Below are 12,729 nucleotides of genomic sequence, written 5' to 3' on the forward strand. Positions count from 1 at the left end.
ATTCCCGAGTCATTGGCCCCGTACCACGTCCCAGCCGCGGCGGTACTCCTTCCGTACCAGCCGGTTCGCCGCCTCGTTGTTGCTGATCGCCGCCTTCGCCGCGTCCCAGCGGATCTCGGTGCCGGCGAACCGCACCGCGATGTTCCCCAGCAGCATCGCCTCCGTCAGCCGGCCGGCGTAGTCGAAGTTGCTGAACGCCATCTCGGGACGGCCCGCCCGGATGGCGTCGGCCCACTCCTTCTTCTGGTAGGCGTCGTGGGCGCCGCCCTGGTCGGTCGTCGCGCCCGCGGGAATCGTCTCGGGGCGCTCCAGCTGTCGGCCCATCGCCAGCGCGTCGGGCACGATCCGCCAGCGGTTGCCGTAGTCGCTCGGGCTGAACAGGATGCCCTTGTCGCCGACCAGGAGCGAGCCGCTGTCGGTCAGCTGCTCGCCGGGCCGCAGCACCTTCGACACCAGCTCGGCCGGCGGCAGCACCTTGTTCGTGCCGCGCTTCCCCTCGTACCAGTGGAGCGTCACCGCCGGCTGCGAGTTGCGGGCTGGGAACTTGTACTGGATGTGGCCCCACGCGGGGAACGTCTCGGCGTTGATCTCGCCGGCCTGCGCGACCACCGACTCGGGGGCGTCCAGGTTCAGGGCGCGGAACGGCATGTTCGCCGTGTGGCAGGCCATGTCGCCGAGGGCGCCGGTGCCGAAGTCCCAGAACCCGCGCCAGTCGTGCGGGTGGTACGCCGGCCGCGGGGCGAACGCCACCGCGTACGGCCGCATCGGCGCCGGCCCGATCCACTCCTCCCAGTGGACGTGCTTCGGCACCGGCGCCTCCGTCGGCCGCGCCGTGATGTCCGGCGACTGCTTCCAGTACTGCGCCGGGCGGTTCGTCCAGACGTGCGCCTCGGCCACGGTACCGATGATGCCGCCGCGGACCAGCTCGACGGCGCGGCGGAGGCCGTTCAGCGCCGAGCCCTGGTTCCCCATCTGGGTGCACACCTTGTAGCGCGCCGCGGCCTCGCGCAGGAGGCGCGCCTCCTCGACGGTGTGGGTCAGCGGCTTCTGGCAGTAGACGTGCTTGCGCTGCCGCATGGCCAGCATCGCGGCCGGGGCGTGGTGGTGGTCGGCGGTGGACACGACGACGGCGTCGAAGGTGCCGGCGGCGCGCTCGAACAGGGTGCGGTAGTCGAAGAACTTCGCGGCCCGCGGGAAGGTGGCGGCCTTCTGGTCGAGCCGCTGGTCGTCGATGTCGCAGAGGGCGACGACCTCCATCTCGCGGCCGGCCTGGTCGATGTCGGACGAACCCTTGCCGCCGATGCCGATGCCGGCGACGCGGAGGCGGTCGTTGGCCCCGGCGGCGCGGGTGACGGAGAAGGCGGGGCCGGTGAGGAGGTAGCCGGCGGCGGCGAGGGCGCGGCGGCGGCTGACGCGGCGGGTCATGCGGGAACCTCGGGGGAGAGCGATGGGGCGAAGGTATCCGCCCGCCCGCCGCGTGTCCAGCGCCCGCTAGTCCACGCGCACGATTCGCCCCGCCAGCACGCGAATCCGGTCCGCGACGCGGACCGCCCGGGCGCCGTTCTCCGGCACCACCCACACGGCGTAGTCGCCCTCTGGCACCAGCATCTCGACGCGGAAGTCGTTGGCCGACTGCACCGCGACGTGCCCCTTCTCGTCGGGGCCGGCGTCGAACGGGTCGGTGACCACGATCCTCCCCACGCGCGGCGAGTCGTCGCGCCGGAACACGTCGACGACGCCGAGCTTCTCGACGAGCTTGATCGTGTGCGTCTTGCCGGGCTCGACGGTCACGACCTGCCCGACGACCACCTGCTTGCCGCCCTTCGGCGTCACGAAGAACGTGAACGGCCCGCGGTCGGGCAGGGTGATGGGCTGGTCGAGCTTCGTGGCCGTGACGATTGCCTTCGCCCGCGCCTCGCGCGCCTGCGCGACGGCCCGATAGACGCTGACCGACTCGATCGCCGGCTGCGACTTCGCCGTCACGACGGACAGGCGGGACGGCTCGTCGGCGCGGGCGGCGGACGCGAACAACACGACGGCGACGGCAAGGCGCATGGCACGGCTCCGGGGGACGCTGCCATTGAACCACATTGCGGGCCGCGCGTGTGTCACAAGCTGTAACGACTCGCTCAGTCGATGACCTTGTTGAGCGGGAACTCGACGATGCCGCACGCCCCGGCGCGCTTCAAGGAGGGGATCAGTTGGCGCACCTCGTTCTCGGTCAGAATGACGAGCACGTCCACCCACTCGGGGTCGGACAGCGCCGAGAGCGTCGGCTTGTGCCCCGGCAGCAGCGCCACCACGGCGGCCTGCTTCTCGCGCGGCACGTTCATCATCAGCCCGACCTTCCCCTCCGCCGCCATCGCCCCCTTCAGCATCAGCACCAGGTCGTCCATCTTCTGCCGCTTCCACGGGTCGGCGGCGGCGGCCGGGTTGGCGATGAACCGCGTCGTGCTCGTCAGCAGGTCGGCCACGATGCGGAGGTTGTTCGCCTTCAGGCTGCTGCCCGTCTCCGTCACCTCGACGATGGCGTCGGCCAGCTTCGGCGGCTTCACCTCGGTGGCGCCCCAGCTGAACTCCACGCTCGCCGTCACGCCGTGCGAGGCGAGCCACTTGCGGGTGATGTTCACCACCTCGGTGGCGATCCGCTTCCCCTGCAGGTCCTTCGGCGTCTGGATCGGCGAGTCGTTCGGCACGGCCAGCACCCAGCGCACCGGCCGCCGGCTGACCTTGCTGAACACCAGCTCTGCCAGCTCGACCACGTCCTTCTCGGCGTCGTTCTCGACGACCCAGTCGTGCCCGGTGAGGCCGCAGTCGAGCGACCCGTCGCGGACGTACCGGGCCATCTCCTGGGCGCGGATGAGGGTGCAGTGGATGTCCGGGTCGTCGATCGTGGGGTAGTAGCTACGGCTGGCGAACGTGACCTTGTAGCCGGCCTTGCGGAACAGCTCGGCGGTGGCGTCCTGGAGGGAGCCGGCGGGGAGACCCAGCTTCAGTTGGTTGCTCATCGGGAAAGGATACGGCGGGCGGCGGGCGGCGTACACTCACCTCATGACATCGCTGCTGCTGATCGCGCACGGGAGCCGCCGGGCCGAGGCGAACGCCGACCTGGAGTTTGTCGCGGCGCAACTCCGCGCCCGCGGCCACCCGGACGTGCAGCCGTCGTTCCTGGAGCTGGCCGAGCCGTCGATCGACGGCGGCGGGGCGCTGTGCGCCGGCCGCGGCGCGACGGTGGTGGTGATGCTGCCGTACTTCCTGTCGCCGGGGAAGCACGTCGTCGAAGACCTGACGGCGGCGCGCGACCGGCTGACGGCGGCGTTCCACGGCGTGCGGTTCGTGCTCGCGGCGCCGCTCGGCGGGCACGCGGGGTTGATCGACATTTTGGAGGAGCGAGCGGCTTCGGGCTTGATGATTGATGATCGGTGATGGATGAATGGAGGAGTGCAGAGCTGCAAATCTGCTCGTATCTCCCCTTCATCCATCACCGATCATCAATCATAAAATCCCGTCACTTCACTTCCCACACCCGCACGGTGCCGTCGCGGCCGGCGGCGGCCAGGGTGCGGCCGTCCGGGGCGAACCGCACCGAGTGCAGCGGCCGGCCGCCGGCGCGGAACGACTGCCGCTCGGCGCCCGTCGCCACGTCCCACACCTTCACCGTGCCGTCCTGGCTCGCCGACGCCAGCAGCTTGCCGTCGCGGCTGAAGTTCAGCGACCACACGTCGCCGGCGTGCCGCAGCACCTGCTCCTGCCCGCCGCTCGTCGCGTTCCAGACGCGGACCGTCTGGTCCCAGCCGCCGCTCGCCACCCGCGGCACGGAAGCGTCGGGGCTGTACGCCACCGCGTACACCGGCCCCTCGTGCAGGTCCAGCTTCACCGGCAGCTCCGCGTTCGGGCCGCCGACGCGGTACTTGGCCAGCGTCCACAGCTTCACGGCGCCGTCGCTGCCGCTACTCACCAGTTTGCCGCCGTCGGGGCTGAACGCCACGCCGTGGATCGTGCCCGTGTGCCCGACCAACTCGATCGGCACCTGCGTCTGCGTGTCCCACACCCGCAGCGTCGAGTTGCGGTCGCCGGTGGCCAGCTTCGACCCGTCGGCGTTGAACGCCGCCGTCCGCGCCGACGTGGGGTGCGGGAAGACGCGGAACTCGCCCGTCGCCAGGTCGTACACGCGCACCATGGCGTCGTCGGTGACGACCGCCACCGACTTGCCGTCCCCGGCGGCGTCCACGGCCCAGACGGTGCCGCTGCCGCGGGAGAAGTTGCGGTTGAACGTCCACTTCGCCGTGTCGATGAACCGCACCATGCCGTTCTCGGAGCCGACCACGATGGCGCTACCGTCCGGCGTGTACGACACGCTCCACACCGGCCCGGCCTTCCCGGCGATGGTGTGCTTCGGCTCCGGCCCCGGGTCGGGCTCGGCCGCGGTGGCGGGGGGCGTCGGGGTGGGCACGGCCACCTCGACGGTCCGCGGCGGGACCAGCAGCGCGGCGGCGAGCACGCCGGCGACCGCGCCGCCGACCCACGGCAGCACGACCCGGCCGACGGACTTCATGCAGATGTGCCGGCGGCGGGCGTACACCGAGCCGCCGCACACCCCGGACTGCTCCGACGGCTGCCCGGCCTGGAGGCGCGACAGTTCGGTGGTGAAGATGTCGGCCACCTCCTGGGCCGTCTGGAAGCGGTCGGCGGGCCGCTTCTCCAGCAGCCGGTCCACCACGTCGGACAGCCAGTGCGGCACGTCCGGCGTCACCGCCCGCAGCGGCGGCTGGGTGTCGTCGGTGACGCGGTTGAGCACCACCAGTGGCGTCTTGCCGTCGAACGGGGCGACGCCGGTGGCCGCCTCGTACAGCACGCTGCCGAGGCTGAACAGGTCGGAGCGGGCGTCCACGGTGTCGCCGCGGGCCTGCTCGGGGGCCATGTACAGCGGGGTGCCGGCGACGAACCCGGTCCGCGTCAGCTTCACGTCCTCGGCGGCGCGGGCCAGCCCGAAGTCGGTCAGCTTCACCCGGTCGGTGCCGGCCTCCAGGAGGATGTTGCCGGGCTTGATGTCGCGGTGGATGAGCCCTTCCTTGTGCGCCGCCGCCAGCCCCGCCGCGGCCTGCTGGCCGAGCCGCGCCACCTCGGCGGCGCTCATCTTCCCGGCGCGGCGGATGCGCTGCTCCAGCGACTCGCCGGTGACGAGCTGCATCACGAAGTACGGCAGGCCGCTCTCGGCGTCCTCGTCCACGGTGTGGACGGCGACGAGGTTCTCGTGCGTGAGCTTGGCGGCGGCGCGGGCCTCGCGGCAGAACCGCTGCCGGGCCACCTCGTTGTCGGCCAGCTGCGGGTCGAGCACCTTCACCGCGACCTCGCGCTCCAGGCACGGGTCGTGGGCGCGGAGCACCACGCCCATGCCGCCGCGGCCGATCTCGGCGATCACGTCGAACGTGCCGAGCATGCCGATCCGGCCGCGTGTGGTGGTGGGCCGGAGGAACGACAGCTTGTACTCGCCGGTGCGGTTGCCGGACCGCGGCGTGGCGGCCGACGGCGGCGGCATCAGGGCCGTGGCCGACACCTCGGCGGCGGCGGCGGAGAGGGCCGGCCAGAACGCCGAGTCGGGCGGCGGCCGGTCGGCGACGCACTGGCGGACGGTGGTGGTGAGGAGCGGGTCGCCGCCGGCCGCCAGCGACTCCATGCGGAGCTGGCACTCGGGGCAGCGGTCGAGGTGCGCGGTGACGGCCTTGGCGCGCGCCTCGCCGAGCCGGCCGACGATGAGCCGGTCCAACTCGCCGGTCGCGGGGCAGTCGTGCGGGTGGGGGGTGTCGGGAGGCATGATCGTTTCGTGTTCGGTGTCGAGTGTCGCCGGCGGTCCGTCAGGCGGCGGGTGGCTCGCCCCGCTACTCGCCGTCCTCGTCGTCCATCATCGTTCGCACTTCGTCCCGCAGGCGGGCGATCACGCGGCTCTTGGCCACGTACACCGCCCCCGGCGACATCCCCAGCCCGGCCCCGACCTCCGCGGCCGGCTTGCCGTCCACGGCCGTGCCCCAGAACGCCTGCCACGTCGCCGGCTGGAATTCGGCCTTCACGACCTCCATCGCCCGGTCGGTCAGCTTCCGCTGGTACTCCTTCTCCCAGTCGGCGTCGGGGCCGGCCTCCTCGCGGGCCGGGGCGGCGTCCAGCTGCTCCTTCGCGTCCGGGTCGCCGCTGGCCCGCGGGCGGTGCCGCTGCGCCGACAGGAAGTTGTAAATCTTGTTCCGCGTGATGGTGTACAGCCACCCGCGGAAGGTGCCGCGCTTCGGGTCGTACTCCAGCTTCGCGGCGTTCCGGGCCACGCTCCGCATCACGTCCTGCATCAGGTCGGCGGCGTCGGCGTCCTGCAACCCGCGGTTCCGGGCGAACCCGTACACGACCGGCCCGTACAACCGGACGAACTCCCCCCACGCGGCGGCGTCGCGGCCGTCGCGGATGCGGGCGAGCAGGGTCACCCGGGTGGCGGGGGGTTCGGCCATGCGGGCGGTCCTACAGGGAATACCGGCGGCCGGCGGCGGCCATTACACGCGCCCGTGCGGAAGGGAAGCCCGGGCATTCTACGACCCGCCGGCCGGATTCGTTCACGTCCAACATCACCGCCGGCCGATGCGTGGGGTGGTGGTGAACACCCGGATACTTTCAACGACGGAGGCCGACGTGACGACGAGCGTGCTGGTGCCGCACCTGGTGGTGAAGGGCGCGGCCAAGGCGGTGGACTTCTACAAGGCGGCGCTGGGGGCGGAGGAGGTGATGGTGATGCCCGACCCGGGCGGGAGCGGCCGGCTGATGCACGCCCACCTCAAGGTGGCCGGCGCCGACCTGTTCCTGGCCGACGACTTCCCCGAGTACTGCGGCGGCGTCAGCCGCGCGCCGCAGGGGCCGAGCCCGGTGACGATCCACCTGTGCGTGGCGAACGCCGACGCCGCCATCGCCCAGGCGGCCGCCGCCGGCGCGACGGTGACGATGCCGGCCGACGACATGTTCTGGGGCGACCGGTACGGGAAGGTGACGGACCCGTTCGGCCACGACTGGTCGTTCAGCCACCCGCTGACCGCGGAGCAGAAGGCCGCGGCGGAGGCGGCGTTCGCGGCGTTCTGCGGCGGTCAGGCGCCGGCGGCCGGCTGAATGACGAATGACGAATGACGACTGACGAATGACGCGGTTCGTCATTCGTCAGTCGTCATTTACTTCTGCTTCTTCTCGGTGATGATGAGCGTGCCCTTCTCGTTCTTCTTCTCGAAGCTGCCGACCCAGATGTCGTACTGGCCGGTCTTCGGGTTGTTGAACGTGATCCGCGGGTTGTCGTCGCCGTCGCTGTCGTCGTCGGCCACCCACTTGCCGTCGGGCGTGTTGATGAGCAGCGTGGTGTCGCCCTTGCTGGCGAACTTGATGGTCAGCTTGAACTCGCCGGTGGTGTAGTTCAGGCGGTAGTCCGGAGCCTTCGAGATCCAGGCGGTGACGCCGCCCTTGTCGGTCTGGACGTTGCCGCCGGTGACGATGTCGGGCACCACGAACGGGTCGGGCTCGAAGCCGCCCTTGAGGCGGGCCGAGCCGAACGTCGGGGCGAGGGACACGTCCTGCGACACGGCCCGGTCGCCGAACCCGACCAGTGCCGTCGCGGCGACGCCGAGCAGGACGAGCCGCTTTCCGGAAGCCAGTTTCATCCGCGAACCTCCTACACGGGGCGAGACCGCCGCGGTACGGATGCGTGTAGCGGGGGTCATTGGAGTCGTACCCCGCGAGCCTAACCCCGGCCCGGCGGCTCGTCAACAACCAACCGGACGTGCGGGCGAACGCCGGCCGTCGCAACCACTACCGCCCCGCACCGCGGAGCAACCGCAGCCGCTCGGCGTCGGTCGCCCCCGCCGCGCGGCGGAGCGCCGCGGTCAGGCCCTCGCGCCCCGGGCCGGCCGGGAGGGCGTCGCGGGCCGCGGTCAGCCCGCGCTCCAGCCACCCGGCCGGCACCCCCGGCGCGCCGGGGAATTTCTTCTCCAGCGCGTCCGCCTGTTCGTTCAGGTCAGTGACCAGGTTCGTGAGCGAGCCGGCGTCCGCCCGGACGGCGTCGCCCACGGCCGAGGCCGCGTCGGCGTCCTTGCCCAGTTCCAGGAGGACGCGCACGAGTTTGCGGCGGCTCGCGGTGTCGGCCGGGTCGGCGTCGAGGAGGCGCTCCAGGTCGCCGCGGGCGGCGCGCCAGTCGGTGGCCCGCACGCTCAGGTCGGCCCGCAGGCGCAACGCCGGGGCGTGGAAGCGGCCGCCACTCAGCGCGGGGTCGAGGAAGTCGCGCGCCTCCCGCGGCGCGAAGCCGCGCTCGAACAGCTGCGTAGCCTGCGCCAGATGCGCCTCGGGGCACGCCGGGTCGAACGCCAGGGCGTCGGTCAGCTTTCCGTGCCTCGCCAACGCGACGGCGACCTGCGCCGCGACGCGCCCCGGCACCGCATTCAGCCGCGCCGCCAGCCCCGGCAGCGTTCGCGGCAGCCGTGTGACATCGTTGGCGTCGAGGAACGCGCCGACCTCGGCGGGATCGGCGGCGTAGCCGACGCTCTGCGCGCCGTCCCGCGCCGCGAGGACGCCGACGAGTTCGCCGCGGGCGTTGGCCACCGGCCCGCCGGGCGACCCGGCCTGCGTCGGCAGTTGCAGTACGAGCGCGCCGACGCGCGGGGCCTTCTCCCCGTCGCCGAGCGCGACCCGGCCGCGCTGCCGGACCACGCCCGCGGCGTACACGAACGCGAACTCGACGCCGCCGGGATGACTGACGGCGTGGACCGCGTCGCCGGCCGCGGGTGGATTCGCGGCGAGGTTCACGCCCTGTGCCGAAGCGGGGACCGAATCGACCCGCAACAGCGCCAGGTCGCGGTCGGTGTCGCGCGCCAGCACCGCGGCGGCGCGCCACGCGCCCTTCAGCTGGAGCCCGACCGGGTCGCGGTACGGCGCCCGTTCGCCGACCACACCCGCGCCGCGCGGCAGGGCGAAGGCCAACCCCACCCGGTCGCCGACGGCCAGCCCCTTCGCCGAGGAGAGGACGAGTCCGCGGTCGCGGTCGATCAGCACGCCGCCCGCGAACCGCTCGGTGGCCGTCGGCCGTACCCACACCGCCGCCCGTTGCAACGACTCGGCTGCGTTCGACCGTTCGGCCGGTGGCGCGTCCGCTGCGGCAGACAGGAACCGGCGGATTTCGTCGGCCGAGATCACGACCGCGGCGTCGGGCGCCTGCCGCCGCAGCGCCGCCGCCATGCCGACGCAGTTCCCACGGGAATCGAACGCCGGGCCGCCGCTGTCGCCTTCCTCGATAGGCAGCTGCCCCAGCACGACGCCCGCGCCGGCGGCGAGGGTGCGGCCGCGCCAGGTGTAGCCCGCAGCGAGCACGCCGACCTGCCGGGCCGGGCCGCTGGTGCGGTTCCACAGCGTGTCCAGGTCGAGCCGGTGGCCGACGACGCGCAGCGGCTCGCCGACCCGCGCCGCCGCCAGCGTCACGGCCGGCGTTCCCGCCGGGAACGACGGCAGCTCGACGAGAGCCAGGTCGGCGGCGTCGTGGGTGCGGACGACGGTGCCGGTGACGAGCAGGCCGCGCTCGCGGAGCCGGCCGCGGGCGCGGAGGTACGCGGCGCGGTCGGTGACGAGCGTTCCGTTCTCGACCCACGGGAAGAACACGTCCACGGCCGTGTGGTCGGCGACGACGTGGCGGGCGGTGACGAGCCAGCGCTTCTGTGAATCGACGACGAAGCCGGCGCCGGCGGTCTCGCCCTCGGCGCGGACCCAGGCGCACGCCGGCAGCGGCACCGGCTGCAGCGCGGCGGCGAGAACGAGGGCGGTCATGCGCGGGGCCAAAGAGACGAGCGAGCAGCCCGCGTGAGCGGGCTGTTCACACGTCAAGAATCATGGACAGGATAACAGGATGAACAGGATCACCGAACCCTCGCTCGGTTCGGCATCCTGTTCATCCTGTGTATCCTGTCCAACTGGCTTTCGAGGTTCAACAGCCCGCTCACGCGGGCCGCTCGCCGGGGCGCGCTACTTCTTCCCGAACACCGGGTGGTTGCGCCGCCCACCCGCCTCCAGGTACGCCAGCAGGTCCAGCACCTCGTCGCGGGTGAGCACGTCGGCCAGGTTCGCCGGCATCGGCGACAGCCGCGACGCCACCCGGCTCTCCAGGTCGTCCTTGCGGATCAGCACCCGCGCCGGGTCCAGCGGGTCCGGCTGCACCGAGATCGTGTCCTTCGTCTCGTCCACCACCCGGCCGGTCACGCTCTTGCCGGAGCCGGTGGTGAACGTCTCGTTCTGGTACTGGTCGCTCAGCGTCTTCGACGGCTCCAGGATCGACTCCAGCACCTGAGCCCGGCCGAACCGGCTGCTGATCGCGGTCAGGTCCGGGCCGACCGCGCCGCCGGTGTCGCCGACGCGGTGGCACTTCGCGCACTGCGCCGCCAGGTACGCGTCCTTCCCCTTCTCGTAGCTGCGACCCTTCTCGAACCCGTCGGCCAGCAGCGGCGTGATCTCGGCCATCGTCCACTGCTTCACCACCGGCCGCGGCTTCACGTCGTACTGCGGGGTGATGTCCTTGTTGATCGCGGTGATCGTCGGGGCCAGCGCCTTCTGCTCGGCCGGCGACATGGCCGCGACGTTCTCCCGCAGGAAGTTCTTGAGGAAGTTGGCGAAGCTGTTGCCGTTCGCGTACGGCCGGCCGGCCTCGTCGAACCACTTCGTGAGGTCCGCCGGCTGCTTGAAGTCGGGCCGCTTCGTCCAGTAGCCGAGGTACGTCTTGCGCTGCTCCGGGGTCCAGTTGCCGACGCCGACGTTCCGCAGGTGGAACAGGTCGTGGAACAGCGTCTGCTGGTCCTTCGCCGCGGCCATGCGGGCGAGCCCCTTCGTGACCACGCCGGGGGCGTTGAGGTACACGAGCATCTGGAACTGCTCGCGGTTCAGTTCCTCGTCGGGGCCGGGGAAGCCGGCCTCGACCTCGGCGATGAGCTTCTTCACGCCGCCGGCCGGCGGCCCCTGGCGGATGAACGTCAGCTGCAGGGCGCGGAATTTCTCCAGCTTCTGCTCGCGGGTGAGCTTGGCGAACGGCAGCTTCTCCAACGCCGCGAGGATGGCCGGCTGGTCCTTCGCGGTGCCGTAGCGGGCCAGGGCCACGAGGGCGTTCAGCGCGGCCTGCGGGTCGCTCTCCGCGAGCGCCTTCGCCTTCCAGGTGTCCACGGGCTGGAACTCGACGGCCACCCGCGCGGCGTTGCGGACGAACCGGTCCGGGCTGCCGAGGTGCGGCCACGCGGCGTCGAGCGCTTTCGGATCCACCTTGCCGTGGAACGCTTCGAGGCCGTGGCGTAGCTCGCGCTCCTTCGCGCCGGCGGTGTTCACGACCGTGTCGCCGCCGCTGTCGATCTTCAGGTTGGCGTCGTACGTCACGCGGTACAGCGCCCCCTGCGTGTTGCGGCCGCCGATGGTGAAGTACATCGCGCCGTCGGAGCCGATCACGGCGTCGGTCAGGTTCAGCGCCTTCTTCGGGGCGCCCGCCTTCACCAGCCCGAGCGGGGCGACGAAGTTCTCGAACGTGGCCGAGTACGTCGACCCCTTCGGCGTCGGATGCACGGCCATGAGCCGGCCGTACGTCCAGTCGCAGATGAAGATCGCGCGCTGGTAGCGCGCCGGGAACGCGGCGCCGACGCCGTTGGTGACGCCGGTCGGCGAGCCGAGGCCGATGTCGAGCGTGGTGGGGAGGCTGTCCGGGTAGTAGTCGGGCCACACGCCGGAGCCGTACCGCCAGCCGAAGTCGGCGCCGCTGACGCAGTGGTTGATGCGCGTCGGCCGGTACCACGGCATGCCCCAGTCCCACTCCATGTCGCTGTCGAACGTGAACAGTTCGCCGTCGGGGTTGAAGGCCATGTCGTAGGCGTTGCGGAAGCCGCCGAGCACCATCTCCCACGTCTTGCCGTCGGGGTCGGTGCGGAGGACGTAGCCGCCGGGGGCCATGCGGCCGGTGGCGTGGCCGTTGCCGTCCGGGGCGCGGCCGAGGAGGTGGTCTTCCGCGTAGTTCCGCAGGGCGCTCGTCGGCGCCAGCCCCTCGGGGACGTTGGTGTGGTTGCCGTTCATGACGTACAGCTTGCCGTCCTTGCCGAGCACGACGGCGTGCGCCCCGTGCTCGCCGCCGGCGCCGAAGATCTTCATCACCTGCACGTCGAACTTGCCGTCCGCGCCTTCCTTGCACTTGTAGAGGCCGTACCCCTTCGGGCCGGCGCCGGTGACGTACAGGTGGTCGAAGGCGTACAGCAGGCCCATCGTCTCGCCGATCGGCAGCGGCAGCTTCTCGACGCCGGCCACCTTGCCGTCCTTGATCGTGAACCGGAGGACGGGCTGCCCGCCCTGCCCGCCGACGATCAGCCGGCCGGGCTTCTCGGCGCACATGTTGATCCACGAGCCCTCGGTGTCGGGCTCGGCGACGTACAGCAGCTCGACCTTGAAGCCGGGGGCGACGTACAGCTCGTCGGGCTGCGGCACGTCGCGCTTCTTGGGGGGGGCTTTCTTCTTGGGCTGTTGCGCCTCGGCGGTGTCGGTCGGCCCGACGCCGGCGGCGAGCAGCGCCGCGGCGAGGACGAGAGCGGTGCCAACGAATCGGGTCACGGATGCGGCTCCGGGGAGGGGCGCGGGGTGGGACAGGAATCCTACCCCGCGGGCCGGCGGCGGGAAAGCGAGAACCCAGATTGCCGTAGGTCCGGAACCCCGGAG

At 72.0% G+C, this 12,729-nt stretch carries 10 protein-coding genes; 2 read left to right on the top strand and 8 right to left on the bottom strand.

Annotated features, from left to right (window positions below):
* Window positions 1-9: 9 nt before the first annotated feature.
* From ETAA1_RS03635 to hisG, 3 genes are all read right to left on the bottom strand, one after another.
* Window positions 10-1,425: a Gfo/Idh/MocA family oxidoreductase gene (locus tag ETAA1_RS03635; RefSeq protein WP_145234391.1), complete on the bottom strand. Its 1,416-nt coding sequence runs from the start codon at window positions 1,423-1,425 to the stop codon at window positions 10-12.
* A gap of 66 nt (window positions 1,426-1,491) precedes the next feature.
* Complete coding sequence (locus ETAA1_RS03640) at window positions 1,492-2,055, bottom strand: hypothetical protein (RefSeq protein WP_145234393.1); 564 nt, start codon at window positions 2,053-2,055, stop codon at window positions 1,492-1,494.
* A gap of 74 nt (window positions 2,056-2,129) precedes the next feature.
* Window positions 2,130-3,008, bottom strand: coding sequence for an ATP phosphoribosyltransferase (gene hisG, locus ETAA1_RS03645; protein WP_145234395.1), 879 nt, complete (start codon window positions 3,006-3,008; stop codon window positions 2,130-2,132).
* A 43-nt stretch (window positions 3,009-3,051) separates the two neighbouring features.
* Between hisG and ETAA1_RS03650 the strand changes: the two genes are divergently transcribed.
* Window positions 3,052-3,426: a sirohydrochlorin chelatase gene (locus tag ETAA1_RS03650; RefSeq protein WP_145234397.1), complete on the top strand. Its 375-nt coding sequence runs from the start codon at window positions 3,052-3,054 to the stop codon at window positions 3,424-3,426.
* Between the two features lie 82 nt (window positions 3,427-3,508).
* On the opposite strand, the gene ETAA1_RS03655 is transcribed toward ETAA1_RS03650, so the two are convergent.
* Window positions 3,509-5,815 (bottom strand): WD40 repeat domain-containing serine/threonine protein kinase, encoded by a 2,307-nt coding sequence (locus ETAA1_RS03655; protein ID WP_145234399.1) that lies wholly within the window; start codon window positions 5,813-5,815, stop codon window positions 3,509-3,511.
* A gap of 64 nt (window positions 5,816-5,879) precedes the next feature.
* Window positions 5,880-6,491, bottom strand: coding sequence for an RNA polymerase sigma factor (locus ETAA1_RS03660; RefSeq protein ID WP_145234401.1), 612 nt, complete (start codon window positions 6,489-6,491; stop codon window positions 5,880-5,882).
* Between the two features lie 178 nt (window positions 6,492-6,669).
* Here ETAA1_RS03660 and ETAA1_RS03665 point away from each other — a divergent pair, with 178 nt between their 5' ends.
* Entirely contained in the window at window positions 6,670-7,137 is a 468-nt protein-coding gene (locus tag ETAA1_RS03665) for a VOC family protein (protein ID WP_238389365.1), read from the top strand.
* A 59-nt stretch (window positions 7,138-7,196) separates the two neighbouring features.
* Here the strand turns inward: ETAA1_RS03665 and ETAA1_RS03670 are convergent, their stop codons facing one another.
* The 3 genes from ETAA1_RS03670 to ETAA1_RS03680 form a co-directional block, all read right to left on the bottom strand.
* The gene (locus ETAA1_RS03670) at window positions 7,197-7,676 is read right to left on the bottom strand and encodes a peptidase S1 (RefSeq protein WP_145234405.1); all 480 of its coding nucleotides are present in this window, start codon (window positions 7,674-7,676) and stop codon (window positions 7,197-7,199) included.
* A 148-nt stretch (window positions 7,677-7,824) separates the two neighbouring features.
* On the bottom strand, window positions 7,825-9,825 hold the full coding sequence (locus tag ETAA1_RS03675) for a S1 family peptidase (RefSeq protein ID WP_145234407.1): 2,001 nt from the start codon (window positions 9,823-9,825) through the stop codon (window positions 7,825-7,827).
* A 195-nt stretch (window positions 9,826-10,020) separates the two neighbouring features.
* Complete coding sequence (locus ETAA1_RS03680) at window positions 10,021-12,624, bottom strand: c-type cytochrome (RefSeq protein WP_145234409.1); 2,604 nt, start codon at window positions 12,622-12,624, stop codon at window positions 10,021-10,023.
* Between the last annotated feature and the right edge of the window lie 105 nt (window positions 12,625-12,729).

It is taken from the genome of Urbifossiella limnaea (genome assembly GCF_007747215.1).
Lineage (GTDB): Bacteria > Planctomycetota > Planctomycetia > Gemmatales > Gemmataceae > Urbifossiella > Urbifossiella limnaea.

Excerpts from the sequence above, each read along its gene's own strand:
- ETAA1_RS03635 (WP_145234391.1), bottom strand. The coding sequence starts at position 1,425 with ATGACCCGCCGCGTCAGCCGCCGCCGCGCCCTCGCCGCCGCCGGCTAC.
- ETAA1_RS03660 (WP_145234401.1), bottom strand. The coding sequence starts at position 6,491 with ATGGCCGAACCCCCCGCCACCCGGGTGACCCTGCTCGCCCGCATCCGC.
- hisG (WP_145234395.1), bottom strand. The coding sequence starts at position 3,008 with ATGAGCAACCAACTGAAGCTGGGTCTCCCCGCCGGCTCCCTCCAGGAC.
- ETAA1_RS03675 (WP_145234407.1), bottom strand. The coding sequence starts at position 9,825 with ATGACCGCCCTCGTTCTCGCCGCCGCGCTGCAGCCGGTGCCGCTGCCG.
- ETAA1_RS03640 (WP_145234393.1), bottom strand. The coding sequence starts at position 2,055 with ATGCGCCTTGCCGTCGCCGTCGTGTTGTTCGCGTCCGCCGCCCGCGCC.
- ETAA1_RS03650 (WP_145234397.1), top strand. The coding sequence starts at position 3,052 with ATGACATCGCTGCTGCTGATCGCGCACGGGAGCCGCCGGGCCGAGGCG.
- ETAA1_RS03655 (WP_145234399.1), bottom strand. The coding sequence starts at position 5,815 with ATGCCTCCCGACACCCCCCACCCGCACGACTGCCCCGCGACCGGCGAG.
- ETAA1_RS03670 (WP_145234405.1), bottom strand. The coding sequence starts at position 7,676 with ATGAAACTGGCTTCCGGAAAGCGGCTCGTCCTGCTCGGCGTCGCCGCG.